Annotated in this window: 19 protein-coding genes, 2 pseudogenes and 1 riboswitch; of the genes and pseudogenes, 8 read left to right on the forward strand and 13 right to left on the reverse strand. The window is 60.9% G+C overall.

What is annotated here, in order from left to right; genetic code table 11:
• Positions 1 to 15: 15 nt before the first annotated feature.
• Both asd and BBI10_RS07895 read left to right on the forward strand, forming a co-directional pair.
• Positions 16 to 885, forward strand: coding sequence for an archaetidylserine decarboxylase (gene asd, locus BBI10_RS07890; RefSeq protein WP_167355779.1), 870 nt, complete (start codon positions 16 to 18; stop codon positions 883 to 885).
• 284 nt (positions 886 to 1,169) lie between these two features.
• Positions 1,170 to 2,954 (forward strand): molecular chaperone, encoded by a 1,785-nt coding sequence (locus tag BBI10_RS07895; protein WP_065987817.1) that lies wholly within the window; start codon positions 1,170 to 1,172, stop codon positions 2,952 to 2,954.
• Between the two features lie 43 nt (positions 2,955 to 2,997).
• Here the strand turns inward: BBI10_RS07895 and serB are convergent, their stop codons facing one another.
• Positions 2,998 to 4,215: a phosphoserine phosphatase SerB gene (gene serB, locus BBI10_RS07900; protein ID WP_065987818.1), complete on the reverse strand. Its 1,218-nt coding sequence runs from the start codon at positions 4,213 to 4,215 to the stop codon at positions 2,998 to 3,000.
• A 130-nt stretch (positions 4,216 to 4,345) separates the two neighbouring features.
• Between serB and BBI10_RS28535 the strand changes: the two are divergent.
• A pseudogene (locus tag BBI10_RS28535) lies at positions 4,346 to 5,068 on the forward strand (AhpA/YtjB family protein); the annotation flags it as partial.
• 102 nt (positions 5,069 to 5,170) lie between these two features.
• Positions 5,171 to 5,875 (forward strand): annotated as a pseudogene (locus BBI10_RS28540) (histidine kinase); the annotation flags it as partial.
• A gap of 53 nt (positions 5,876 to 5,928) precedes the next feature.
• Here BBI10_RS28540 and BBI10_RS07910 read toward each other — a convergent pair.
• From BBI10_RS07910 to BBI10_RS07950, 9 genes are all read right to left on the reverse strand, one after another.
• Positions 5,929 to 6,636, reverse strand: coding sequence for a PqiC family protein (locus BBI10_RS07910; protein WP_065987883.1), 708 nt, complete (start codon positions 6,634 to 6,636; stop codon positions 5,929 to 5,931).
• Between the two features lie 180 nt (positions 6,637 to 6,816).
• Complete coding sequence (gene parC / locus BBI10_RS07915; protein WP_065987820.1) at positions 6,817 to 9,084, reverse strand: DNA topoisomerase IV subunit A; 2,268 nt, start codon at positions 9,082 to 9,084, stop codon at positions 6,817 to 6,819.
• Positions 9,085 to 9,094: 10 nt separating this feature from the next.
• On the reverse strand, positions 9,095 to 9,577 hold the full coding sequence (locus BBI10_RS07920; RefSeq protein WP_208600740.1) for a retropepsin-like aspartic protease family protein: 483 nt from the start codon (positions 9,575 to 9,577) through the stop codon (positions 9,095 to 9,097).
• 35 nt (positions 9,578 to 9,612) lie between these two features.
• Complete coding sequence (locus BBI10_RS07925) at positions 9,613 to 10,590, reverse strand: esterase-like activity of phytase family protein (protein WP_065987822.1); 978 nt, start codon at positions 10,588 to 10,590, stop codon at positions 9,613 to 9,615.
• A complete protein-coding gene (parE, locus tag BBI10_RS07930) occupies positions 10,590 to 12,494 on the reverse strand; it encodes a DNA topoisomerase IV subunit B (RefSeq protein ID WP_065987823.1) in 1,905 nt (634 codons plus the stop codon). The genes BBI10_RS07925 and parE overlap by 1 nt, the downstream gene beginning before the upstream one ends.
• Positions 12,495 to 12,597: 103 nt before the next feature.
• Complete coding sequence (locus tag BBI10_RS07935) at positions 12,598 to 13,215, reverse strand: YqiA/YcfP family alpha/beta fold hydrolase (protein WP_065987824.1); 618 nt, start codon at positions 13,213 to 13,215, stop codon at positions 12,598 to 12,600.
• Between the two features lie 143 nt (positions 13,216 to 13,358).
• A complete protein-coding gene (gene cpdA, locus BBI10_RS07940; RefSeq protein WP_065987825.1) occupies positions 13,359 to 14,168 on the reverse strand; it encodes a 3',5'-cyclic-AMP phosphodiesterase in 810 nt (269 codons plus the stop codon).
• A gap of 121 nt (positions 14,169 to 14,289) precedes the next feature.
• Entirely contained in the window at positions 14,290 to 14,742 is a 453-nt protein-coding gene (locus tag BBI10_RS07945; protein WP_065987826.1) for a DUF1249 domain-containing protein, read from the reverse strand.
• Complete coding sequence (locus BBI10_RS07950) at positions 14,733 to 15,350, reverse strand: NUDIX domain-containing protein (RefSeq protein ID WP_065987827.1); 618 nt, start codon at positions 15,348 to 15,350, stop codon at positions 14,733 to 14,735. The genes BBI10_RS07945 and BBI10_RS07950 overlap by 10 nt, the downstream gene beginning before the upstream one ends.
• A gap of 219 nt (positions 15,351 to 15,569) precedes the next feature.
• Here BBI10_RS07950 and BBI10_RS07955 point away from each other — a divergent pair, with 219 nt between their 5' ends.
• The 3 genes from BBI10_RS07955 (at position 15,570) to BBI10_RS07965 (ending at position 18,543) form a co-directional block, all read left to right on the forward strand.
• On the forward strand, positions 15,570 to 16,316 hold the full coding sequence (locus BBI10_RS07955) for an RsiV family protein (protein WP_065987828.1): 747 nt from the start codon (positions 15,570 to 15,572) through the stop codon (positions 16,314 to 16,316).
• Positions 16,317 to 16,553: 237 nt separating this feature from the next.
• Positions 16,554 to 17,912 (forward strand): DUF6861 domain-containing protein, encoded by a 1,359-nt coding sequence (locus BBI10_RS07960; protein ID WP_065987829.1) that lies wholly within the window; start codon positions 16,554 to 16,556, stop codon positions 17,910 to 17,912.
• Between the two features lie 4 nt (positions 17,913 to 17,916).
• Positions 17,917 to 18,543, forward strand: a complete 627-nt coding sequence (locus BBI10_RS07965; protein ID WP_065987830.1) for a GAD-like domain-containing protein — start codon at positions 17,917 to 17,919, stop codon at positions 18,541 to 18,543.
• Positions 18,544 to 18,596: 53 nt separating this feature from the next.
• Here BBI10_RS07965 and cytX read toward each other — a convergent pair whose 3' ends face one another.
• Positions 18,597 to 19,889 carry a putative hydroxymethylpyrimidine transporter CytX gene (gene cytX, locus BBI10_RS07970; RefSeq protein ID WP_065987831.1) on the reverse strand — a complete coding sequence of 431 codons (1,293 nt, stop codon included), beginning with the start codon at positions 19,887 to 19,889 and terminating at the stop codon, positions 18,597 to 18,599.
• A 127-nt stretch (positions 19,890 to 20,016) separates the two neighbouring features.
• On the reverse strand, positions 20,017 to 21,918 hold the full coding sequence (gene thiC, locus BBI10_RS07975) for a phosphomethylpyrimidine synthase ThiC (protein WP_065987832.1): 1,902 nt from the start codon (positions 21,916 to 21,918) through the stop codon (positions 20,017 to 20,019).
• Positions 21,919 to 22,089: 171 nt separating this feature from the next.
• Positions 22,090 to 22,194: riboswitch (TPP riboswitch) on the reverse strand.
• 182 nt (positions 22,195 to 22,376) lie between these two features.
• On the opposite strand from thiC, the gene BBI10_RS07980 reads away from it, so the two are divergent.
• On the forward strand, positions 22,377 to 23,816 hold the full coding sequence (locus BBI10_RS07980; protein ID WP_065987833.1) for a TolC family outer membrane protein: 1,440 nt from the start codon (positions 22,377 to 22,379) through the stop codon (positions 23,814 to 23,816).
• Positions 23,817 to 24,190: 374 nt separating this feature from the next.
• On the opposite strand, the gene waaA is transcribed toward BBI10_RS07980, so the two are convergent.
• Positions 24,191 to 25,465: a lipid IV(A) 3-deoxy-D-manno-octulosonic acid transferase gene (gene waaA / locus BBI10_RS07985; protein ID WP_065987834.1), complete on the reverse strand. Its 1,275-nt coding sequence runs from the start codon at positions 25,463 to 25,465 to the stop codon at positions 24,191 to 24,193.
• Positions 25,466 to 25,605: the final 140 nt, after the last annotated feature.

A 25,605-nucleotide genomic window follows, 5' to 3' on the forward strand; every position in this document is an offset into this window, starting at 1 on the left:
TCAACATTTTTAGGAATCTTGATGAAACAGCGTCTGTTTATCCTTTTCCAGTATCTGCTTCCCCACCATCTGCTGTCGCAACTGGCGGGCTGCGTGGCCGAATGTCGCGTGCGCTGGTTCAAGAACGCTTTCACCCAGTGGTTCGCGCGCCGCTATCAGGTCGACATGTCCCAGGCTCAGGTCGAGGACATCACCGGGTACGCGCACTTCAATGACTTCTTCACCCGCGCCCTCAAGCCGGGCGCGCGTCCACTGGACCCAGCCCCGGGCGCGATTCTTTCCCCTGCCGACGGCGCGGTCAGTCAACTGGGCCCAATCGAACACGGCCGGATTTTCCAGGCCAAAGGCCACAGCTACAGCGTGCTTGAACTGCTGGGCGGCGATGCGCGCCTGTCCGCGCCCTTCATGGGTGGCGAGTTCGCGACCGTTTACCTGTCGCCGAAGGACTATCACCGCGTTCACATGCCGCTCGCCGGCACCCTGCGCGAAATGGTTTACGTACCGGGCCGGCTGTTCTCGGTGAACCAGACGACGGCGGAAAACGTGCCGGAGCTGTTCGCCCGTAACGAGCGCGTTGTTTGCCTCTTCGATACCGAGCGCGGTCCGATGGCCGTCGTGCTGGTGGGCGCCATGATCGTCGCCTCGATCGAAACCGTCTGGGCAGGTCTGGTGACGCCGCCCAAGCGCGAGCTCAAGACTTTCCGTTACGACGAAGCCGCGCGCGCCCCCATTCATCTGGAAAAAGGCGCCGAGCTGGGTCGGTTCAAGCTGGGCTCCACGGCCATCGTGCTGTTTGGCCCGAATCAGGTGAAATGGTCCGAAACGCTGGCGGCCGGTTCGCCGGTGCAAATGGGTCAGGGCCTCGCTTTGCCATTGCAGGCCTGATTCTTGCGTAAGCTAGTCCCCTGAGAGCGCGATGCTGTTTTTCTGGCGCTAACGGCACCAAGGCGTCGCGCAGCATTACGCTTCGTCAGGGATGGTTGAGCCAGGCCGCATGACCCTGGGCCCAGGCTGCGACGTTGCAGGATGCTGCTAGAGTCCAGTTGTCAGCGCTGTAGGAAACGTCGCTGTCAATGGACGTAAACGTGCTCTTTTCGCCCGGCGAGGGTGCTTGCCCCGGAGTTGGACGCCGCCGTTCAGGCCTGTAGTTGTCGGAGTTTGCCTGTCACATGAGTAATTTAAGTCTCCCACTGTTGTTGCGCGCACCTGTGCCGACGCAGTCGAGCCTGTCGTTCTGTGACGCGACGCCCAAAGACATGAAGCGCTGGATCGCCACCCTGCCCAAGGCCAATCTCGGCGAAATGGCGCGCCAGCTCTATCAGGGGCTGGGCGAGCTGAACCAGTTGCTCACCCCAAGCGACAACCGCATGCAGCTCCTCGAATTGCTTCGCCCGGAAGTCTTTTTCGTGTGCAAGCATCTGGAGCGTCACTTCCTGAACCAGTCAGTTGTTCTCGAAGAGCGTCCGCGCAAGGTTGCCAACCTGTGCCAGGCCCTGCAAAACCACTTGGCGATTGGTTACAAACAGATCATCGCGCGGGTCGCGGTCAAGCTCGGAAAAGACCGCATCGGCCTGCTGACCACCGCCCTTCAGCGCGCGCTCAGCTGCCTGAACGGCCCGCTTATCCGCGCCAACCAACTTTACTGCCCAGTGCAGGACGGCTTGTGGCTGGAGATGCATCAGATTTATCAGATCGCCCGCCAGCATCAATTGCAGAACGTGCCGGTTGCCGACAGCCTCGCCCACAACACTCAGGCGATGAGCGTTGAACAGACGTACATCGTTGCGCTGCTGATGGGGTGTTCGCGCTGCAATCAGATGCGCCAGCACAACATCGGCAAACTCGCCGAAGCGCTGGATGCGTGGAGCGCGATGGTCACCCTGCAGCAGCCGCTGGACAGCAACAGCCTGTACGCGGTGTCTCCAGCTGCGGACACAGCGCCACGCTATGCCGCACTGTACGACGAAGATCAGCGGCCAAATTTGCTCGGCATCGACCCCCGTGGTTTGTCGGCTGCCCTGGAGCGCTACACCGAAACACCGGTTGAAGAACGTTCGAAGTCGGCCCTGAAAGTGCCGGCGGGTTTGTCCATCGACGTCCTGCAGCACCTGGCAGCCGCGTGGGGCGACGTGTCGGAACGTGCGTTTCAGCGCACCCCGGGGCAAGGCACCCTGACCGTCTGCGTGGGCATGAGCGCTCTGCATTATTATGTCGGCGGTCAGCAGTCCTTCAGCGACCTGCTGCAAATGTCGACGCTGTCCAGAGTCGTCGACTACACGCTGCAGCCTTTGAAGCCGGTCAAGCATGATCCGTGGGCGCAGACTGCAGACGCGCAACGCGATGGCACCTCGAACAGCATGCTGCCGTTCGAGGAAATCGAATACAAACGTGACGACGCTGAAACCAATGCGGCGTCCGACGGGCAAAAGAGCTTCCCCACATACGCGCTGCACATTGTCAATCACAGCCCGGGCGGCTACTGCCTGGCCTGGCCGAAAGAAGTGCCGGACCAGTTGCAGGCCGGCGAGATGATTGGCATCCAGGACCACGGTCACGGCTGGAGCATCGCAGTAGTGCGCTGGGTGCGGCAGGTTCGTGGCGGTGGCATGCAGATGGGCGTGGAACTGATTGCGCCCTTTGCCCAGGCGTGCGGCATGCAGCTCACGCGCGCCGAACAGAGCAGTCAGTTTCTGCGCGCCCTGCTGCTGCCGGAAGTTCGTGCGATTGACGTACCCGCGACGGTCATCGCTCCGCGCCTGCCGTTCGAGGACGGTTCCAAGGTGCTGATCAATACCAGCGGCGAACAGCGACGCGCGAGCCTGAGCAATCGTCGGGCGACGACGGGCAGCTACAACCAGTTTGAATATCAGATTCTTGAAGGACCGAAAAAGGCTGCGACGCCAGACGACGACGGCCCGGAGCAGGAATTCGACTCGCTGTGGACAGTGCTCTGAGCCATCGAGGCATCCGTTGCAGATGCCTCAACGTCCATGCGTGTTAAGCGCTGCGCCCTTCCCGGTCGCGGAACCCCAGCAAATACAGCACGCCATCCAGTCCCAGCGTCGAGATGGCCTGCTTCGCCGACTGCTTGACCAGCGGCTTGGCGCGGAACGCCACACCCAGGCCGGCGATGGCGAGCATCGGCAAGTCGTTGGCGCCGTCGCCCACTGCAATGGTCTGCTCCAGACTCAACCCTTCCTTGCTGGCGAGTTCGCGCAGCAGATCAGCCTTGCGTTGGGCGTCGACGATTGGCTCGATCGCGTTACCCGTGCACTTGCCGTCCACCACTTCCAGCTCGTTGGCGAAGATGTAGTCAATGCCCAGTTTGGCCTGCAGCTGACGCGCAAAATACGTGAAGCCGCCCGACAGGATCGCCGTCTTGTAGCCCAGCCGCTTGAGTTCGGCAAACAGCGTTTCAGCGCCTTCCGTCAAACGCAGCGAAGCGCCGATCTCATCCAGCACCTTCACATCCAGGCCTTGAAGCAGCGCAAGCCGCTCTTTGAAGCTGGCACGGAAGTCCAGTTCGCCACGCATGGCGCGCTCGGTGATCTCCGACACGCGCTCGCCGACGCCGTGGGCTTTGGCCAATTCGTCGATGACCTCGGCTTCGATCAGCGTGGAGTCCATGTCGAACACGGCCAGACGACGGTTGCGGCGGAACAGTGAGTCCTGCTGGAACGCGATATCGACGTTCAGCTCTTGGGCAACATGGAGGAATTCAGCCTGCATCTGCTGAGGATCGACCGGCTCGCCCCGCACGGAAAACTCGATGCAGCCTTTACTCTTCTCGGTGGGCATGTCGAGCGGCATGCGCCCGGAAAGGCGATCGATGCGGTCGATGTTCAAGCCATATTTGGCAGTGATCGCACTGACCGTTTGCAGCTGCTCGGCGGTGACCTTGCGCGTCAGCAGCGTCACGATGTGCCGCGCCTTGCCCTGACCGTCGACCCAGTGCTGATAGTCAGCTTCGGACACGTCAGTGAAACGCACGTGCTGCCCCAACTGGTCGACTGTCGCCTGCACGTTCTGGCGCACGGCCGCGCCTGCTTCTGTGTCGGGAATCTCGACCAGAAGGCCGAACGACAGCGCGTCGTGAATCACCGCCTGACCGATGTCGAGAATGTTCACGCCGCCTTGGGCCAGCACACCGGTGATGGCCGCAGTGAGGCCCGGACGGTCTTCACCGGTGATGTTTATCAGGACGATTTCGCGCAAGGCGCACCCCCGCAGTTGAAAAAAACCGCATTCTACGCACTTTCAGTGACCGCCGGGCACAGCCAGCGCTTTGCCGCCACAGGGTCGCTCGCTATACTGCGCCCCAACTTCACCAAGAGAGCCGTGCTCAGTGAACCGGCCCACGCCTGTAAAAACCGATAATTTCTTCGTGCTGATCTTCCGGGCATTGCGTCATCGACGTGTACCGATTGCTTTGCGTATTGCCAGCCACAACGTGATCCTCGTCGCGCTGGCTCTGGTGATCTACGCCTGCGTCATGGGTTTGCAATTCAAGCAAGCCATGCACGAGCAGGCTGACGCACTGGGGCAAGCCCTGACCACGCAGACCGCCACGTCCGCCACCGAACTGCTGGTGTCCAACGACATCCTCAGCCTCAATGTGCTGCTGGGCAACTTGGTGAAAAACCCGCTGGTGGCCCACGCGGCTATCTATAGCCCCGACAACCGCATCCTTGCCGAAGCCGGGCAGCGTCCGAAAAACGGCTTGCTGGGCGAGGCTGAAGGTCTCTACGAGATCAAGATCACCTTTCAGGACGTGGTCGCCGGCACGCTGCGCATTAGCCTGGACATGGCGCAGTTCCAACAGCCGCTGACCATCAGCTTGCAGAGCATGGCGATTCTGGCCGGTATCCTGCTGGCACTCGCGTTGGCCTTGAGCCTGCGCCTTGGGCGGCATATTTCCACGCCAATGCTGCAACTGCGCATGTGGTTGCGCTACATCGATCCGTACACGCCGGCCACTGATCGTCAGGATGAGATCGGCGATCTGGCGCGTCAGTTGAAGACTTCGTACGCGCCGCCAGAACCGGAACCGGCGCCCATTCCCGAGCCTGCACAGGTCGAGGACGAGGAAGACGCTTCGCCGGAGTTCGACAGCAGCGACCTGAGCGACCCTGACTTCGACGACACACCCAAACCCCGCGCCACAGTGATTCCGGCACGACGTATCGCTGCCGAGGAAGATGAAGAAGATGAGGAGGATCCGTTTGCGGACCTTCGTGATCACTCTCCCGCCACGCCAAAACCCGCCCCGCGTCCGATCCTTCCGGTCGTGCCATCGCAACCGCAATACAGCGCCGTGCTGGCGGTACAGCTGGGTTCACAGGAGCAGTTGCGCCGTCTGCCGCGAACGCGCCTGACCGAGCTGCTCGAGCGCTACCGAGACTGCATCGATCAGGCCGCTTCGCTCTACGACAGCGAGCTACACACCCTGAACGACGGCAGTTCGCTGATGGTTTTCAGCACCCAGGACAGCGGCGATGACTACCTGACCAATGCGATCTGCTGCGGCGAGTTGCTGCGTGCGTTGAGCCATGCGTTGCAGATCGAGGTCGCCGACAGCGGGATCACCCTGCAACTGCAGCTGGGCCTGACGCTGGGCGAAGGCCTGCATGGCATGAACCAGATCGATCTGCTGCTGACCGAAACCGCGCAGGACGCCTTGGCGCTGTCGCAGCACAGCCGCAATCTGCTGCTGGTGGAGCGCAAGATCAGCGAAGACGGGACCATCCGCCAGCGTGCGCGTATTCGCCCGATTGCGAGCCCTGAAGGTGCCAGCTGTGTGGAGCGTCTGATGGAGCCGTATCCATCGATGCTGGAGCGCCAACTGGCGCGCATGCACGAGGCACGCAAGGCCTAAGCGTCACCCACAAAAAAGCCCGCATCGCTGCGGGCTTTTTTGTGGCGCCACTCTCAGAAGCGGAACACTTCCAGATCAGTGCGGATGGGTGATGCCATCGGGATCTTCGGCTTGTCCTGATCAGTGCGGGTTTTCGCCGGCGCCGAGGCCTTTTTGGGCACGTCCGCCACATAGGGCTGACTCGCGATGGGCTTGACCGCGACACTCAGCTTGTCCGCCAGGCGCTGCAGCAAAATCCCTTGAGCCTTGACCTGCGCAGCTGATGAGCCTGCATGGGGCTCTTCCAGGTGGACCAGCTTGCTGTCGCGCACATTGCCGCGGCGGTCGAGCAAGCGCCACTGGGCATCCAGTACCGCCGGCTGCTTCTCGCCGGAATCCAGACGGGTGATGGAAAGCACCACCTGCACATCGGGCGTGAAATTGGCCGCGGCAGGCGCCATCACTACGCGTTGGCTGTCGAGCTTCCAGGCCAGCTGCCGCAGAAGCAGTTGATCGATATCGGCAGACAGGCTGCCGGCCCAGCGACCGTCGGTGGAGGCCTTGAGGCTGCCATCCGGCTGACGCTGCAGTAATGTTTCACGCTGCAGATAGTCAGCAATCGCCACAGGGCCCAGCAAGACTGCGACCCCGTTGGTGTGTTTCGGTTGCCCAGGGTCGCCGCTGTCCAGCTGATAGAGCGACGTGGGCTGATGAACGCTGCAACCGGCCAAACCCAGAACGCCGGTCAACAACAGAACACAGGGAACACGTAGAAAATTCATCATCCCGTCCAAGTGAACGCCGTGTAACGCGTCCACGCTGTTGAATACTTTGAAAACATGAAGGCATTCCGCCATAGCGGCGCCGGAGGACGTCATATCATCCGTGAATATGCGCGTTGACTCCAGCGATTCTGCGTCGCTCTCGTGACGAAACGAAGAGCGACCGCCGAACCAACCGCCTTAGCCAGCGGTTTCTACCAATAGCGCATCGACGCGCTGGAATCCCCGCGGCAGCTTGTTGCCCCGTCGTCCGCGTTCGCCTTTGTAGTGCTCCAGATCGTCGGGCTTGAGCGACAGATTGCGCTTGCCCGCCTGCAGCACCAGCGTGGCGCCGTCCGGGACGACGGCCAGGTCGGTCACAAACTCTTCCCGACTGGCAACGCGCTCGCCCGGAATGCCAATGATCTTGTTGCCTTTGCCCTTGCCCAATTGCGGCAGATCGCTGATTTTGAACACCAGCAAGCGACCTTCGGTGGTCACGGCGGCGAGCCAGTTGTGCTCACGATCCGGCACCGGACGCGGCAGGATCACCTTGGCCCCGGCCGGCAAGCTCAACAGCGCCTTGCCTGCTTTGTTCTTGGCCTGCAGGTCTTCACCCTTGACCACGAAACCGTAGCCGGCATCGGACGCAACCACGTACAGCGCGTCATCTTCGGGCAACAGCACGCATTCGAATGTCGCACCGGGCGGCGGCGTCAGACGACCGGTCAGCGGTTCGCCTTGGCCACGGGCCGATGGCAAGGTGTGCGACGGCACCGAATAACTGCGACCAGTGGAGTCGATAAACACCGCAAACTGGTTGGAACGACCCGGCGCAAGGGCCTTGAAGCCATCCCCGGCCTTATAAGAGAGCCCGGTGGCATCGATTTCATGACCTTTGGCGGAACGAACCCAGCCTTTTTCCGACAGCACGACCGTCACTTTCTCGTTCGGCAGCAGATCGTGTTCGGTCAGGGCTTTGGCTTCGGTGCGCTCGACGATAGGCGAACGACGGTCGTCGCCATAGATTTCGGCATCCTTGATCAGCTCGGTGCGTACCAGTTTCTTCAGCTTGGCCTCGCTGCCCAACAGGGCTTGCAGCTTGGCTTGTTCCTTGAGCAATTCATCCTGCTCGGCACGCAACTTCATTTCTTCCAGTCGCGCCAACTGACGCAAACGGGTGTCGAGAATGTAATCGGCCTGGATTTCGCTCAGGGCGAAACGCGCGATCAGCGCGGCTTTCGGGTGCTCCTCGGTGCGGATGATGTGAATCACTTCATCCAGATTGAGGTAAGCGATCAACAAACCATCCAACAGGTGCAAGCGACGCTCAACCTTGTCGAGGCGGAATTGCAGGCGACGACGCACGGTCTGTACCCGGAACTCCAACCACTCGACCAGCAATGCGCGCAGGTTTTTCAGCTGCGGCTTGCCGTCCAGGCCAATGATGTTGATGTTGACCCTGTAGCTCGACTCCAGCTCGGTGGTCGCGAACAGGTGCTGCATCAGCGCATCGTGGTCGAAGTTCTTACGGGCGCCCGGGATGATCACGATCCGGCACGGGTTTTCGTGGTCGGACTCGTCACGCAGGTCAGCGATCTGCGGCGCTTTGGACGGTTTGGCCTGCATCATCGCCGCGATCTGCTCCAGCACCTTGGCACCGGACACCTGATGTGGCAGCGCGGTAACGATGATGTCGCCGTCTTCGATGTGGTACACGGCGCGCATACGCACCGAGCCCTTGCCGGTTTCGTACATTTTCAGCAGGTCGGCGCGGGGCGTGATGATTTCCGCTTCGGTCGGGTAGTCCGGGCCCTGAATGTGCTCACAGAGCTGTTCGACCGTGGCTTTCGGCTCATCGAGCAACCGCACGCAGGCTGTCGCGACCTCCCGCAGGTTGTGCGGCGGTACGTCGGTGGCCATGCCGACAGCGATGCCGGTGGTGCCGTTGAGCAGAATGTTCGGCAAACGCGCCGGCAACACCAGCGGCTCGTCGAGGGTGCCGTCGAAATTCGGTCCCCAATCCGCCGTGCCCTGGCCCAATTCACTGAGCAGCACTTCGGAGTAACGGGACAGACGCGCTTCGGTGTAGCGCATGGCGGCGAACGACTTGGGATCGTCCGGCGCACCCCAGTTACCCTGGCCGTCGACGAGTGTGTAGCGATAGCTGAAGGGTTGCGCCATCAGCACCATGGCTTCGTAGCAGGCCGAGTCGCCGTGGGGGTGAAACTTGCCGAGCACGTCACCGACGGTACGCGCCGATTTTTTGTGCTTGGCGTCAGCGTCCAGGCCCAGCTCGCTCATCGCGTAGATGATGCGTCGCTGCACAGGCTTCAGGCCGTCGCCGATGTGCGGCAGCGCCCGGTCCATGATCACGTACATGGAATAGTTGAGATAGGCCTGTTCGGTGAAGTCAGCCAGCGATCGGCGTTCTACGCCATCCAGGCTGAGGTCAAGGGAGTCGCTCATGCGGGCCTCATCATTTTGTCGTCTGGCGCAGCAGCAATGTGCCGCCGCGCTGTGTGAATTCGAGTTGTTTCACGGCGCTCATGCCCAGCAGCACCTGTTCACCGTCCAGACCGGGCACCACCAGGGCGCGCACGTTGTTCAGGACGATGTCGCCAATCTGTAACCGTTGCAGCGTGGTCCGGAACGCGTCGGTGCGTCCGTTGGCCGTACTCACCTGCACGCGCTCGCCCCGCTCGAGGCGCAGCGCCTGCGCGACGGTCTCCGGCACGGCGACATTGGTTGCGCCGGTGTCGAGCATGAACTGCACGGGACGGGTATTGATCTGCCCGGTCATGACGAAATGGCCGTCACGATTGCCCACCAGCTTCACCTCGACATAGCCGTCTCCATGCTCGGAGGCGACGATGGTATTCGGATTTTCCTGACGCTGCTCCCACTCGCCAAAAAACCGCGTCGCCAGAAACAGCGCCGCCGCCCAGGCGATGATCAGCATCAGCCGCCCGGCGCGTTTGCCGGGGGGTGACTGGGTCAAGGCTTGCCGCTCCAGCCACCCTCGGGCGCGGCAAAGCGCCAGACGACGGGACGTTTTTCGCCATCGGCGCGGACACCGAAGTTGTTGTCGGTGCCGACCCAAGCGCCTTTTTCGTCGACGATCAGCGCTTCGGTCAGGCCGTATTTCTGGTCATACAGCCGGTTGGGCTGGAGCGCCTCTTTGGCGAACGACCAGCACGTTTCCAACTGACCTGTCGTCAAGGTCCGACGGCAGATTCGGTAAGCCGCGCGCTCCAGGGTGAACAGCTTGCCCTTGTACAGCGAGATGTCGGAAAAGTCCTTGGAGACGGCCTTGCCACCCAGCTCGGGCGGCAAAATATCGTTGCCGGACTCGACTCGCAGAATGCAGCTGGCGTCACAGGCCCAGCCGTCCTTGCCGAGCTTTGCGGTCAACAGGCCGCGCTTGTCACGCTCGGCGGCGAGCCATAGTTGATCGCCTGCCGGATTGACCGCGATCCCTTCGAATATGGCGTTGAAATGCTGCAGCATCCCGGCCGACTGCGCTTCTTCGACGACCTTCCTGGGCAGCTCCAGCCAGACCGGCGCACCGTCAACCGGCACTTTCAGCACGGCGGCGTAGGCTTCACTGACGAGGTAACGGTTGCCCGCTGCGTCGCAACTCACGCCTTCAAAATCCAGGTCGCCGCCACGGATCAGCGCCGAAGCCTTGGCCATGCCACGCAAGGTCGCAGACAGCCCGCTGTCCGGAATCGGTGGGATTTCCAGCGTCTGGGCCTTGGCTTTCCAGACCGTTGCCGAGGTGTCAAGGCTGTAAAGCAGGGTGTCGTCGCGGTCCGAAACGGTCCACAGCACGCCGTTGCAGGACGCGAGCCCGGACAGGTTGCCGCCGATCATGTCGTCCACCGGATGCTCTGACAGCAGCTTGAGCTCGGGCAATGGCGCGGCGAAAACGGGCGTGGCGATCAATAACAGCGCTGCAAACCAGCCCCGCATCAGACCAGCACCTCGGCCAGATTGCCTTTGGATTCGAGCCAGCTCTTGCGGTCGCCTGCGCGTTTCTTGGCCAGCAGCATGTCCATCATTTCCGACGTCGCCTCAAAGTCATCCAGGGTCAGCTGCACCAGTCGGCGGGTATTCGGGTCCATGGTGGTTTCGCGCAGCTGCGGCGGGTTCATTTCACCCAGGCCTTTGAATCGGGTGACCTGCGGCTTGCCGCGTTTCTTCTCAGCCACGAGCCGGTCGAGAATGCCGTCGCGCTCGGCTTCGTCCAGGGCGTAATAAATGTCTTTACCCAAGTCGATACGGTACAGCGGCGGCATGGCGACGTAGACGTGACCTGCATCCACCAGCGGGCGGAAATGCTGGACGAACAAGGCGCACAGCAGCGTGGCGATGTGCAGGCCGTCGGAGTCGGCGTCGGCGAGGATGCAGATTTTGCCGTAGCGCAGCTGGCTCATGTCCGCAGCGCCCGGATCAACCCCGATCGCCACGGCAATGTTGTGCACTTCCTGGCTGGCGAGCACTTCGCCGCCGTCGACTTCCCAAGTGTTCAGGATCTTCCCGCGCAACGGCAGGATGGCCTGAAATTCCTTGTCCCGCGCCTGTTTGGCGGAGCCGCCGGCGGAGTCACCCTCGACCAGAAACAGCTCGGAGCGCATCGGATCCTGCCCCGCGCAATCGGCCAGTTTGCCCGGCAGTGCAGGGCCTGAGGTGATGCGTTTGCGCTCGACCTTCTTGCTCGCTTTGAGACGACGACCGGCATTGTTGATCGCCAGTTCGGCCAGCTGCATTCCCATTTCCGGGTGCGCATTGAGCCACAGGCTGAAAGCATCCTTGACTACACCGGCAACAAACGCCGCCGCCTCACGGGACGACAGCCGCTCTTTGGTCTGCCCGGAGAATTGCGGCTCTTGCATCTTCATCGACAGCACGAAAGCGATGCGCTCCCAGACGTCTTCGGGTGCCAGCTTCACGCCGCGGGGCAGCAGATTACGGAACTCGCAGAAGTCACGCATCGCGTCCAGCAGGCCCTGCCGCAGGCCGTTGACGTGGGTGCCGCCCTGGGCCGTCGGAATCAGGTTGACGTAACTCTCCTGAACGCTGTCGCCGCCCTCGGGCAACCACAGCAGCGCCCAGTCGACAGCCTCTTTATTGCCTGCGAAAACGCCGCAGAACGGCTCGTCGGGCAGGCGCAGAAAGTCGGACACCGAATCCTGCAGATACGAGCGCAACCCATCCTCGTAATGCCACTCGACCTTCTCGCCAGTGCCTTTGTCCTCGAAGCTAACCAGCAGGCCCGGACACAGAACGGCCTTGGCCTTGAGCACGTGCTTGAGGCGGCTGACAGAAAATTTCGGGGTGTCGAAGTATTTGGGGTCCGGCGCGAAATACACGCTGGTGCCGGTGTTTCGCTTGCCAACGGTGCCAATCACCGCCAGTTCGCTGGCTTTGTAGCCATCGGCAAAGGTCATTTCGTATTCGTTGCCATCGCGCTTGACCCGTACCCGTACCTCGGTCGAGAGCGCGTTGACCACGGAAATCCCGACGCCGTGCAGGCCGCCGGAGAACTGGTAGTTCTTGTTGGAGAACTTGCCGCCGGCGTGGAGCTTGGTGAGGATCAGCTCGACGCCCGACACGCCTTCTTCGGGGTGGATGTCCACGGGCATGCCGCGACCATCGTCGGAGACTTCCAGCGAATTGTCGGCGTGCAGAATGACCTGCACAGACCGGGCGTGACCTGCCAGCGCTTCGTCGACGCTGTTGTCGATGACTTCCTGCGCCAGGTGGTTGGGGCGTGAGGTGTCGGTGTACATGCCCGGCCGTTTGCGGACCGGGTCGAGGCCCGAGAGGACTTCGATGGCGTCTGCGTTATAAGAGCTAGCGCTGGGATTGGCCATGGGGTCTCGTCATCAAGTCGTTCATGAAATTTCGGAGTGCTACTGTTTTACAAGAATGTTTTTACAAGACTGTTCTACACGTGTGTCGCAGCGACGGCTCAGGTCAGAGCCCGCTCAGATCGACGCCCTGCAGCAGCGCTGGAGCGAACCCGGCGAAGCTCAACAGCGATGGCATCTTTGCAGCGAAACCCTGAAACCCATGGTCGCCACCCGCTTCGATGCGCAATGCACAAGCCCGATAGAAACTTTGGGCGCGGCGGTAATCCAGCGTCTCGTCGCCCGTCTGCAGCCACACCTGAATACGCTGCGGGTCCTGCGGAGCAGGCACTTCCAGCTCGGCCAGCGCCTTCACGTGGTCGTGCGTCAGCTCCCAGCTCTCGCCGGTATAAAGGTTTTGTTGGGTGCCGAGAAAACCATCGAAGAGCTGATGCGGATTGACCGCCGGGTTGATCAGCACAGCCTTGAGGCCGTGGCGCTCAGCCAAGTGAGTCGCATAGTAGCCGCCGAGCGAGCTGCCGACCAGCAGCGGCCGACCGAGCTCCTTGATTGCGGCCTCCAACTGGGTCAGCGCCTGACGCGGATGATGATGCAGTTCGGGCACGCGCACGTAATCGCTCAGACCCAGACGCGCCATCAGCGTCGTCAGCTGTGTGGCTTTCTGCGACCTGGCCGAGCTGTTCAGGCCGTGAATGTAAAGAAGCGTCGATTGATCCTGGTTCACGCAGTTGCCTCCCAAACGGCAATCGATACATCCCGGACGGGCTGGCCTGTCGCCGCCCATCAAGGCAAAGCCACGCAGTTTACAGGGTCAACTGCGCGATGACTCACCTGTTGACGAATCGCGGCAAATTGAGGAAATGTCTTTCAGTAGCCCGCGCCGTTGATGTCGACGTCGAACAGGTCGGGCTCGATACGCGAAACACCGGTTTCGACCCGCCCATCGTCGTGCAGGCGCAGCCAGCGATAGCCGGGCGCAAGGTCATCAAGACCGAAATCCACGCTGTTCGGCGCGAATTGAATGCAGGTCGATGGCGAAGCCATTAGCCGCACGCCGTCACGAAGCTGATCGAATTCCTGATGCACATGACCCCACAGCACCGCACGCACCTGAGGAAATCGATCCAGGACCGAAAAAAGCGCCTCGGGATTGCGCAAACCGATGGGTTCCATCCATGCCGCCCCGATGGGCAGTGGATGATGATGCAGGCACACCAGATGATGCCGCTCCGGCGCCTCGCTCAAGGCCTGGGCGAGCAACTGAAGCTGGCCGTCTTGCAAATAACCGGGGACGGACCCGGAAACAGCAGAATCCAGCATCGTGACCCGCCAGCTGCCGACGTCGACGACCGGTTCGAGAAAGTCGCTGTTCTGCGCGGCAATCGCCATCTCCCTCAGCTCGTCGTGATTCCCCGGAATCCAGCGCACGGGCGCATTCAGGCGCTCACTTGCCTCGCGGAATGCCTGATACGACTCAACCGTGCCGTCCTGAGACAAGTCCCCCGTCGCCAGTACCAGATCGATCGCCGGCTGCTCGATGAGGACACGCTCGACCACCGCATCGAGACTGGCGCGCGTGGGCATGCCCAGCAGCGTGCCGTCCGCTTCGGCGAACAGATGGCTGTCGGTCAATTGGACGACCAGCACGGATGAGGAATGAGAGGATGGGCTCGACAATGGCCATCTCCTTAAGCGGATGTGGCCGGATTATGGTGTGAGATCGGTGCGGCGGCAAACCTGGAAAGAGGGCTTGGTTCTCATCTGCGTGCAGAAGGTCCAGCCGATAAGTCGCGCCGTCTCAGCGTACCGCCTCAAACTCATGCCCGCACGCCAGGCAATGGCTCAGCCATTCACCCAGAAACACGTTGAGCTGGGCCTTTTCGTCAGGCTGGTGCATGTCGGCGTTGGGATAGGGATAGATACCCTGGAAACGACGCGCGTGCTCGGCGCCGATGACTTCGGCCATGCGCGCGTCGTGGTAGACCTGCACTTCGAGGACGGGCACCGGCAACCACGGCAGGCTGTGTTCCTGACGGACTTGGAGCGTGGTGGTGTACGGGCAATCGAGGATGACCTCGACCGCCAGCACGCCCAGCATCTGATCGCCCTGGGTCACGGCGACCCGGCGTGAGCGCTGTTGATTGCGCATATCGGGCAGCAAACGCATCAAGCGCGCGTAGTTCGCCTCGCAGGCGGCTTGCAGCCCGGCGAGGTCGACACGATAGCGCTCGCGCAGAAGATTCACGACCATAGCCCCCTTACTTCGGCGCGATTAAGCGCCAGCCATTGCATTGCAATAATAGTTGCGGCGTTGACGATGCGCCCGTCCCTGACGGCTTGCATCGCGTCGTCGAATGACCAGACCGAAACCCGGATGTCTTCGGCCTCTTCTACCAGCCCGTGCAGCCCACCTGCCCCCTCGCTGTCGCACTTGCCCAGGTACAGATGCACGAACTCGTTGCTGCCCCCCGGCGATGGAAAGTATTTGGTGATCGGCCAAAGGGCGTTGAACGTCAGCCCAGCTTCCTCTTGTGCCTCGCGGTGAGCAACCTCCTCGGGCTCCTCTTTTTTATCGATCAGGCCGGCGACCATTTCAATCAGCCAAGGGTTTTCATGCTTGCCGATAACGCCGACGCGGAACTGCTCGATGAGCACGACTTCATCGCGTTTGGCGTCGTAGGGCAGCACGCACACCGCATCGTGGCGAACGAACAGCTCCCGCTTGATTTCCGGGCCCATGCCGCCCGCGAACAACTCGTGGCGCAATTGAAGACGGTCGAGCTGGTAAAACCCTTTGAAGCAGGTCTCACGGTGTGTAATTTCGTGCTTTGTCGGTGTCGATCTGTTGCTATCCGTCATACATTTCTCACTGCTTGAGCACTGTGTCCGGGCCCATCCTAACGCGCTGTGGTGCGGGATGCAGCCCTTTGAATTCGCAAAACCGGTCACCGGGGTAGACGACTGCCGGGGAAAGCACTCTAATCCGCCCGATGGCGAACTGATTGCGCCACCCACAGTCGAAGGACCTTGCCGTTACCTACCACGTGACGCCCCCTTATGCCGATGCCAAGGATCAACATGTCTTTTCTGAAGATCATTTCACTGGCCTGCGTGGCCCTGATTTTGGGCGCCTGCCAAAGCCTGTTTCAACCCAATCTGCGCAGTCCGCTGACCGTTCAGCGCGACGCCTCCGAACTGATGAAGCCCGGCTGCACCACCGATGATTGCCCGCTGGTGAACATCGACACCGTGCATTTCCCCGATGAACCGAAACTTGACGAGATCGTCCAGCGCACGCTGCTGCAACTGACCCGCAGCGACAGCGATGGTCCGGTGCCGCCGACGCTGAAGGCGTATCAGGAGCAATACCTGAGCCGCGCGCCGGCGCGCAACAGCAGCTACCTGCAAGCCAAGGTACGTGAGCAGCATGACGGAATCGTGGTCGTGGAGCTGTCCAGCTACGTCGATTCCGGCAGCGGCCAGGGTAATCCGGGCCGCGCGTTCATCAACTATTCTCGCCAGCAGCAACGCGTGCTGACACTCGCGGACATGCTGGTGCCGGGTCAGGAAGCTGCCTTCTGGGACAAGGCCCGCCTCGCTCATCAGGCCTGGCTGATCAGCAGCAAGCTGGACAAGGACACCGAGTTCCAGAACATGTGGGCATTCAAGCAAACTTCCAACATTGCTCTGACGTACGGTGCGGTGATCCTCAAGTACCCGGTGACAACCATCGCCCCCTACGCCATGGGCCACATCGAGCTGAAGATTCCGTATCCGCAGTTGAACGGCATCGTTAAGCCTGAGCTGTTTCCTGGCCGGAGCTGATTGGTTGAACCCAAGCCGGTTGCTGAGAAAGCGCCGGCTTTTTTATTAACATCCCCTTCCTTAACCCCCCCTCTTTTCCATATCCAGCTCCTACATACACGTTCATACATAACTTCCAAACATTAAACATCAACCTCCTTAAACCCGCCCCATTATTAAACCCCTTGTTTATTGACGCTTCACTGATTTAATCATTAAGTTCCGCCCTGAACTTTTTAGAACAGTCAGGGAGACGGGATGCGCTTATGGAATGTCCTGCCGTCATGGTTTGAAATTGAAGATCGATTGAGGCTTGAAGTTCAAAGTAGCGGCCTAGGCGACTTTCGAAGTTACCTAAATGAACAGGCGCCTTCTGTCGAACTTGTTCTGCGCCGTGTCGACAACATCAGAACTGCCTTTTACTGCGCCGAGTTTGAAGCCAGCGCATTATTGCGCCAGCGATTCGCAGACATCGACATAGCCGACGTGCTGTTTGATCTGATGGGCGTCGTCGGCGACATGGCCATGATCATTGTCGGCAGTGTTCTGGCCGGGGGCGCGATGGGTGCGGGGGTAGGCGCCCTGGCGGGTGGCATAGGCGCGGGGCCCGGCGCGATCGCTGGCATGGCGGCGGGATTGCAAGCCAGCAGCTGGATTCTCGGGGTGCTTGGGCTGGCGTCGGTCGCGGAGTTTTTCGTACAAGGTCTGCCTGCGCTGCTGGACCACTACGTGCGCGGTATCGAGGTCGCTTGGGACGGGACCCGAGGCAACGATGGGCTAAACCCGATTTCACAGGACGACCCGTGGGTTGTCGATCAAGCGGCACACCACATCGCCCGCGGGCACACGGAAGTGGTAATCCTGCTGCTCGGCGCGGTGGTTGAGTATTTGACCCGAGGTCGCGGCGACATCGCGCTACTGGCTGGCCAAATGCGCGCCAGCAGAAAAGGCGCGCGGCTGGCGCAGTGGATGGTCAAGCATGAAGAGGGCCTTAAAGGGCGGCCTGACTTGCAGCCTGCCAGGGCTCGAACGGGTAGCTCGCTCACACCGGAGCCTAAGTCCGACAGCCATCGTGAAACCGATCGACCGGGCGGGAAGAAACCGCTGGGCATGCCGGAATACAAGGTGCCATGCTTTAACGCGAGCAACCTGCATGACAGCAAGATTCCCGAGTTCGACAGGCAACTGGTGGGACAGGAGAAAGGGCTGAATGATTTGACCGTGGCTGAGTATCTGCGGGGGCGGGAGGCGTTCAAGGCGGGAGATAAGGTTAGGGATCCGGGGGTGGCCCGGCTCGCCAGAAAGGCTCTGGAAGAAGGTTTGATTAAAGACGCCATGGCCAAAATGAAGCTAGACGATACCCCACTACTCGGAGCGAGACGCGCGGCGAAAATCATAGCGCGAGAAAAGATGAGCATCCTTGCCGCTTTGCATAACCCCGATTTATTTGCGGGAGGGAAAGACGTCATCTCTGACTTCGGAGATGCACGTGTCAATTCAAGTATTGGCGCGCAGTGGCGAGGCAGAATAGACGGATTGGATCACGCCGCGAGCACAACGAGCGTAGATATGCGTGACAGCGCAAAAATCAACGCAAGACTGGAAAGGTGTAAATAGGGGTATGGACGAATATTACGTTTGCTTGATTGAAGAAGTCGGCCCGGAAATACATAGAAGGGAAGCTCCATTATCATCCATGGAAAAGTACACAGGGGTATTGCCATCGCAACTGTTATTACATTGGCATCGGTATGGCTGGAGCGGCTACGGAAATGGAGTATTTTGGTGCGTCAACCCGGCCGAGTACGAAGTAACCATGCGCTGTTGGCTGTCGGAGTCAGGCATTCCACATCCTGAGACCTATCATGTGATCGCAAGAGGAGCATTTGGTGATATCTACATGTGGCAGCAAGGAACCGGAAGCTGGCTAACGGTCAATGCCGTTTATGCCAGATATATGCGGACCACTCGACACATACCCGCCGAACGTTTTGATGACGAGATAAAAATCTTCTTTGCGTCCTTTGATCACGCGTCGAACGACTTTGACGATCTGTTTGAAAAATCAATGACAGTACTCGGACCGCTGGAGCCCGATGAGATGTACGGCTTCGTACCTGCCCTCGCACTTGGCGGTCCAGCCGATCTGAAACATCTGCAAAAGGTCAAAACCATCGAGCACCTGACTTTTCTGTCCCAGCTCGCACCGCTGACAGACTGGGGATTCCCGGACCTCGACTCGCTTTGAGTCGCCCGCTGGCATTGAGCCTGGTTGTTCTGTTCCAGGCCCAGCCCACTGAGTTAACGCCGCACGTCGGCCTTGAATGCAGGTGCCTGTCCGCGCGCCAATACCCACTGCAACACACCCGCCACAACGAGCGCTGGCAGTGTTGCACCGATGTCCGGATACAGATTCGCCAGCAGATGATAGGTGCCGATCCCGCCGATCCACGCGATTAACGTCATCCAGCGCAGGCCCGTCGTCGCGATGCCGTGACGACGGCGGCGCAGGATGAAGTGATCCACCAGTACCACGCCGAACAGTGGCGCGAACACCGAAGCGATCATCAGCAGGAAGTTCTGGTATTGGGCGAGTGGCGCAAAGCAGGCGATCAGTGTGCAGATGGTGCCGATCGCCAGCGACAGGTGTTCGACTTTGGCCTTGAGCAGAATCCCGCTCGACACGGCTGCACTGTGAATGTCGGCGAACGCGTTTTCCGATTCGTCCAGCAGGATAAGCAGCAACGGAATGCCCATCCCCGCGCCCGCCAGCGCCAGCAGCAGCGCGTTGGCTTCACCACTTGGCGCGAAGGCCAGGGTGTACGCCACGCCAAGGGACATCAGCCAGAAATTGCCGATGAAGAAGCCCAGCGCTGTGCCACCGAACACACCGGTGGCGCGCTTGCCGAACCGTGAGTAGTCCGCAATCAGCGGCAGCCACGACAGCGGCATGGCGATGGCAATGTCGAAGCCGACGGCAAATGGCATCGAACCGTCGCCCGCGCGTGACCACAGCGCCGTCAAGTCAGCCTTGCTGAACAGATTGAACGTCAGCCAGGCGCACGCGGCCAATAGCAGCCAGATGCCCCACTTGCGCAGGATCTGCCGGACGAAGGCCAACGGACCGCTCACGGCGAGCAAGGTCGCGAGGGCGCCGAAAACGATCGTCCAGAGCATCGGACTCGCCCAGAGGCTCCCTTCGGAGAACGCGCCCGCGCCCAGCAGGCTGGCGGCGTCGCGCATGACGATGATTTCAAACGAGCCCCAGCCCACCAGTTGCAGCAGATTGAGAATCGCCGGAACGCCTGCTCCCTTGCTGCCCAGGCTGAGCTTGAGCGCCGCCATCGACGACAGCCCGGTGTCACTGCCAACGACGCCAACAGCAGCGAGCAGCAAGACGCCGACCAGCGTACCGAGGAGAATCGCCAGCATCGAGCCGGACATGCCCAGCCCCGGCGCCAGCAATGCGCCGGTTTGCAGGACCATGAGGCCGATGCCGAGGGAAAACCACAGAGAGAATAGATCGCGTCCGCCAAAAACCCGCTTGGCGGCGGGTACGGGGGCGTCGGGGGAATAGGTGCCGGGAGTGTTCACTTTTGTGTCTCGCTGAAGAGCCGTTATGAGCTGCAAGCCGCAAGCCGCAAGCCGCAAGCCGCAAGAGAAGATCAAACGCGGGCCTGCTTTTCCTTGCAGCTTGTGACTTGCCGCTTGCCGCTTGCCACTAAACCTTCTTATAAAGCTGACTGCCTTCCTGCCTGAACCGCGCCGCCTGCTCGCGCATGCCTTCGTCCACCGACACGTCCACCGCGCTGATCTTCTGGTTGGCGGCGTACTCGCGCACTTCCTGGGTGATCTTCATCGAGCAGAATTTCGGCCCGCACATGGAGCAGAAATGCGCGACCTTCGCCGAGTCTTTCGGCAGCGTCTCGTCGTGATAGGCGCGCGCGGTATCCGGGTCCAGCCCGAGGTTGAACTGGTCTTCCCAGCGGAATTCAAACCGCGCCTTGCTCAGCGCATTGTCGCGAATCTGCGCACCGGGATGCCCTTTCGCAAGATCCGCGGCATGGGCGGCGATCTTGTAGGTAATGATCCCGGTCTTGACGTCGTCCTTGTTCGGCAACCCCAAGTGTTCCTTGGGCGTGACGTAGCAGAGCATTGCGCAGCCGAACCAACCGATTATGGCCGCGCCGATGCCCGACGTGATGTGGTCGTAACCCGGTGCGATGTCGGTGGTCAGTGGGCCAAGGGTGTAGAACGGCGCCTCGTCGCAGCACTCGAGCTGCTTGTCCATGTTCTCCTTGATCAACTGCATCGGCACGTGGCCAGGGCCTTCGATCATGCATTGCACGTCGTGTTTCCAGGCGATCTTGGTCAGTTCGCCGAGTGTCTCCAGCTCACCGAACTGCGCCTCGTCGTTGGCGTCGGCAATCGACCCCGGGCGCAGGCCGTCACCCAGGGAGAAGCTGACGTCGTAGGCCTTCATGATTTCGCAGATGTCGTCGAAGTGGGTGTAAAGGAAGTTTTCCTTGTGATGGGCCAGGCACCATTTGGCCATGATCGAACCGCCACGGCTGACGATCCCGGTCACGCGCTTGGCGGTCAGCGGCACGTAGCGCAGCAGTACACCGGCGTGAATAGTGAAATAGTCCACGCCCTGCTCCGCCTGCTCGATCAGCGTGTCACGGAACAGCTCCCAGGTCAGGTCTTCGGCGGCGCCACCGACTTTTTCCAGCGCCTGATAAATCGGCACGGTGCCGATGGGCACGGGCGAATTGCGAATGATCCACTCGCGGGTTTCATGAATATGCTTGCCGGTGGACAGGTCCATGACCGTGTCCGACCCCCAGCGAATCCCCCAAGTCAGTTTCGCCACTTCCTCTTCGATGGACGAGCCCAGCGCGCTGTTGCCGATATTGCCGTTGATCTTCACCAGAAAGTTGCGCCCGATGATCATCGGCTCGAGCTCAACGTGGTTGATGTTGGCGGGAATGATCGCGCGACCACGGGCGATTTCCTCGCGCACGAACTCAGGCGTGATCTCTTTCGGAATGCTCGCACCGAAGCTCTGGCCTGGGTGCTGCTGGGTGAGCAGGCCGGCGGCGCGGGCTTCCTGCAGCTTCATGTTTTCGCGGATGGCGACGTATTCCATCTCGGCGGTGATGATGCCCTGACGCGCGTAGTGCATCTGGCTGACGTTAGCTCCCGACTTTGCCCGACGCGGATTGCGCACGTGGGCGAAACGAAGCCTGGTCAGCTCGGCATCGGCCAGACGCTGCTGGCCGAAGTTGGAGGTCAGACCTGCCAGACGCTCGGTGTCGGCGCGGGACTCGATCCATGCCGAACGCACGTCGGCCAGGCCTTTGCGCACGTCGATGATGACGTTGGGGTCGGTATAAGGGCCGGAGGTGTCGTACACACAGACCGGCGCATTGATCTCGCCGCCGCTGTCTGTTCCGGAGAAGCCGGTGGGCGTAACGTCCAGGCTGATCTCGCGCATGGGCACACGGATGTCCGGACGCGAGCCCTGGACGTAGATTTTCTGCGAGCGGGTAAACGGTTGAACCGACCCCGAGTCGACTTGGGCGGATTCACTCAGATTGGCGTTTTTTAGTGTTGTACTCATCACGGGCTCTCCAGACATCATCCAGCGGCGGAATGAATTGTCGGAGCTTGAGCCTGATGAACACGGACGGATGCACCCTGAGACGACATGGATGCTGAGAATCGAAGAGGCGCGGACTGTTCAGAAATTGAACAAAGACGACCCCGGACGACGCTCAAGAGGACTCGCCGGGAGACGAGAAATCTTGTTCCCTACGCAGGCGCTAACCTGATCAGGTTCAACGGGATCCGGATTATCCGATCTCAGCCTCATATCAAGGCACCCCGACAAGAACGGCGTCAGTCTAGTCGCGGCGCAGGCCAAACGCCAAGCGCGGAATTCAAACGCGCGTTAAATGGCTGATTTGCCCGATTGTTGTCCCTACCCTCTGGAACTACACTCGCTACGCGGCGCCAAAGCCATCTGGATCGGACGCAACGTCAATGTCTTCATACCGCTTGAATTACTAGGGAATGTCTATGCTGCGCAAATTTTCACTGGCCATTGCCGTGTCGTGTGCTTCGAGTGCGATGGCCGGGGCAGCAGACGTGCCGCTGCCAACCAGGACCGGGTTGGTCAGCGTGTATCAGGAAGCGGTGAACAACAACGCTGATCTCGCGGCGGCCCGCGCCAGCTATGACGCGCAGAAGGAAATCGTGCCTCAGGCTCGCGCCGGCCTGCTGCCGAACATCTCCGGTGGCGCTGACATCAATGACACCCGCACATCGATTGACCAACCGTCCGCCGTCATCAGCCGCAGCGGAACGGTCTATCGCGCGACCCTGAGTCAGCCGATCTTCCGTGCCGACCGCTGGTTCCAGCTCAAGGCTGCGAAGGACGTCAACGAGCAGGCCATCCTGCAGCTCTCGGCCACCGAGCAAAACCTGATTCTGCAAAGCGCCGAGGACTACTTTGCGGTGCTTCGCGCACAGGACAATCTCGCCTCGACCAAGGCAGAGGAAGCGGCGCTCAAGCGCCAGCTCGATCAGGCCAATGAACGCTTCGACGTCGGTCTGTCGGACAAGACCGACGTGCTTCAGGCGCAAGCCAGCTACGACACCGCACGCGCTGCGCGGATCGTCGCCAAACGCCAGGTCGATGACGCGTTTCAGGCGCTGATCACCCTGACCAACCGCGATTACAACTCCATCGAAGGCATCGTGCACACCCTGCCTGTGCTCGCACCTACGCCCAACGACGCGAAAGCCTGGGTCGACACCGCGACGCAGCAGAACCTGAATCTGCTGGCCAGCAACTACGCCGTCAGCGCCGCTGAAGAAACCCTGCGTCAACGCAAGGCAGGCCACGCGCCTACCGTCGATGCGGTAGCGCAGTACGAGAAGGGCGACAACGACCCGCTGGGCTTCACCAACCCCAATTACACCGGCCAGAGTTTCCACGGCAGCGTCGAGCAACGCACCATCGGCCTGCAGGTGAATATCCCCATCTACAGCGGCGGGCTGACCAGTTCTCAAGTCCGCGAGGCCTATGCCCGCCTCGGCCAGAGCGAACAACAGCGCGAAGGTCTGCGCCGCCAGGTGGTGGAAAACACCCGAAACCTGCACCGCGCGGTGAACACCGATGTCGAGCAGGTCCAGGCGCGCAAACAGTCGATCATCTCCAACCAGAGCGCGCTGGAGGCCACGGAAATCGGCTATCAGGTGGGTACGCGCAACATCGTCGACGTGCTGGATGCACAGCGCCAGTTGTATGCATCGGTGCGCGATTACAACAACACCCGCTACGACTACATCCTCGACAACCTGCGTCTGAAGCAGGCAGCCGGCACGCTGAGCCCTGGGGATCTGCAGGATCTGTCGCGCTTCCTGAAGGCCGATTACAACCCTGACAAAGACTTCCTGCCGCCTGATCTGGCGAAAGAAGCGGCGAAGAACTTCGAACGGCCGACGGAGCGGTGAGCGGCTTCACTGAAAGGATGTAATGCATTGAAACGGGAATCACTGCGCTTGATTCGTAGTCAGTGACCTGTGCCCTGAAACCGCGCAGTAGCGTGGTGAATGACGTACTTGTGGGAGTGAGCTTGCTCACGAAGACGATATTCCAGCCGCTGAAGATTTGGCGGATGTACCTGCCTCTTCCCGAGCAAGGTGGAGCGCCACCCCGGTCGGTCCCACAGGTACTCAGTCAGCAGGCAGAGCTGCGGAGTTGGCCAGCTTTACTAGTCGGATTGGTGGCGCCCTGACACTCCGATGCCGTGCGGTAACTAGCGCACCTGTGGGAGTGACCGGGGTGGCGCTCCACCTTGCTCACGAAGGCGGCATTTCAGGCGCAATCAGTTCAACAACCGCCCAATCCCATCCAGCAACCTCTGCAACGCACCTTGATTGGCCTTCATCACGGCCAATCCGGCATCGGCCATTGCCTTTGCTTTCTCGGGCTGGTCGATCAAGCCCCTCACCGCTGCGGCCAGTGCGGGCGAGTCACTGACCTCTTCCAACGCGCCGGCACTGCGCAGCATGGCGGCGATTTCGAGGAAGTTGAACAGGTGCGGGCCGCTTAGAACGGGTTTATCCAGCGCCGCAGGTTCCAGCAGGTTATGGCCGCCGTTGGGCACGAGGCTGCCGCCGACGAAGGCGATGTCCGCCACGGCATACAGAAACAGCAACTCGCCCATGGTGTCGCCCACCAGAACCGACGTTTCCGGCGTCACCGCCTCGGCCGTAGACCGACGAACGCTGGCAAACCCCTGCCGCTGGCTCAGCTCAAGCACGCTGTTGAACCGCTCGGGGTGACGGGGCACAAGGATCAACAGCGCATCGGCATGGGTTTCCATCAACGTGCGATGGGCCGCCAACACCACCTCGTCTTCGCCCGCATGGGTACTGGCGGCAATCCAGACCGGACGCTGCAGGGTCTGCCATTGCTCACGCTGCTGAACGGCACGCTCGAGCAATTGCGGATCGATGGTCAGGTCAAACTTGATCGAGCCTGTCACCGTGACGCATTCGGGCCGAGCGCCCAGGTCACGAAAACGCTGGGCCTCGGTTTCGGTCTGTACGGCAAACAGGCTCATCTCGGCGAGCATCGGCCGAGTCAGCCCGGCGAAGCGTCCGTAGCCACGGGCGGAACGCTCTGACAGCCGCGCATTCGCCAGCACCGTCGGAATGCCGCGCTTCGCACACTGATGAATGTGATTGGGCCACAGCTCGGTTTCCATGATCACGCCGATCTTCGGCTGGATGTGATCGAGAAAGCGCCCGGCGGCCCACGGAAAGTCATAGGGTAGATAGCAATGCTGGACGCGCGGCTCGTGGGCGAACAGCGACTGAATGCGCTCCGAGCCGGTCGGTGTCATGCAGGTAATGGTGATGGGCAATTGCGGATAGCGAGCCAGCAACGCGCGAATCATCGGCGCAGCGGCAATGCTCTCGCCCACCGACACCGCATGCACCCATATCCCGCCACGCTGCATGGCAGGCAGCCCCAGGGCGAAGCGCTCACCGACCCGTTGCGCGTAGGCCGGAGCTTTGCGCGAGCGCAGCCACAGGCGCAGGGCGATCAATGGGAGGCCGAGGTGAAACAGGATGCTGTAGAGGGTTCTATTCATGGGCGCGGAGTTTATCAGCCAATTGCTGTCAGATTTCCATCGAGCTTCGCACATATCTTGCCCGGCACAGTCCACCTGAGACCACCGCGCCTCCCCAAAACGCCAGGTTGTTCGGTGCCGGGTAAGCCGCTTTAATGACG

Source organism: Pseudomonas graminis (assembly GCF_001705435.1).
GTDB lineage: Bacteria > Pseudomonadota > Gammaproteobacteria > Pseudomonadales > Pseudomonadaceae > Aquipseudomonas > Aquipseudomonas graminis_B.

What these genes read in the sequence shown, in the direction of transcription:
- BBI10_RS07895 (WP_065987817.1), top strand. Translation starts at nt 1,170, where the DNA reads ATGAGTAATTTAAGTCTCCCACTGTTGTTGCGCGCACCTGTGCCGACG.
- BBI10_RS07910 (WP_065987883.1), bottom strand. Translation starts at nt 6,636, where the DNA reads ATGAATTTTCTACGTGTTCCCTGTGTTCTGTTGTTGACCGGCGTTCTG.
- parC (WP_065987820.1), bottom strand. Translation starts at nt 9,084, where the DNA reads ATGAGCGACTCCCTTGACCTCAGCCTGGATGGCGTAGAACGCCGATCG.
- BBI10_RS07920 (WP_208600740.1), bottom strand. Translation starts at nt 9,577, where the DNA reads ATGCTGATCATCGCCTGGGCGGCGGCGCTGTTTCTGGCGACGCGGTTT.
- BBI10_RS07925 (WP_065987822.1), bottom strand. Translation starts at nt 10,590, where the DNA reads ATGCGGGGCTGGTTTGCAGCGCTGTTATTGATCGCCACGCCCGTTTTC.
- parE (WP_065987823.1), bottom strand. Translation starts at nt 12,494, where the DNA reads ATGGCCAATCCCAGCGCTAGCTCTTATAACGCAGACGCCATCGAAGTC.
- BBI10_RS07945 (WP_065987826.1), bottom strand. Translation starts at nt 14,742, where the DNA reads ATGGTCGTGAATCTTCTGCGCGAGCGCTATCGTGTCGACCTCGCCGGG.
- BBI10_RS07950 (WP_065987827.1), bottom strand. Translation starts at nt 15,350, where the DNA reads ATGACGGATAGCAACAGATCGACACCGACAAAGCACGAAATTACACAC.
- BBI10_RS07955 (WP_065987828.1), top strand. Translation starts at nt 15,570, where the DNA reads ATGTCTTTTCTGAAGATCATTTCACTGGCCTGCGTGGCCCTGATTTTG.
- BBI10_RS07960 (WP_065987829.1), top strand. Translation starts at nt 16,554, where the DNA reads ATGCGCTTATGGAATGTCCTGCCGTCATGGTTTGAAATTGAAGATCGA.
- BBI10_RS07965 (WP_065987830.1), top strand. Translation starts at nt 17,917, where the DNA reads ATGGACGAATATTACGTTTGCTTGATTGAAGAAGTCGGCCCGGAAATA.
- thiC (WP_065987832.1), bottom strand. Translation starts at nt 21,918, where the DNA reads ATGAGTACAACACTAAAAAACGCCAATCTGAGTGAATCCGCCCAAGTC.
- BBI10_RS07980 (WP_065987833.1), top strand. Translation starts at nt 22,377, where the DNA reads ATGCTGCGCAAATTTTCACTGGCCATTGCCGTGTCGTGTGCTTCGAGT.
- waaA (WP_065987834.1), bottom strand. Translation starts at nt 25,465, where the DNA reads ATGAATAGAACCCTCTACAGCATCCTGTTTCACCTCGGCCTCCCATTG.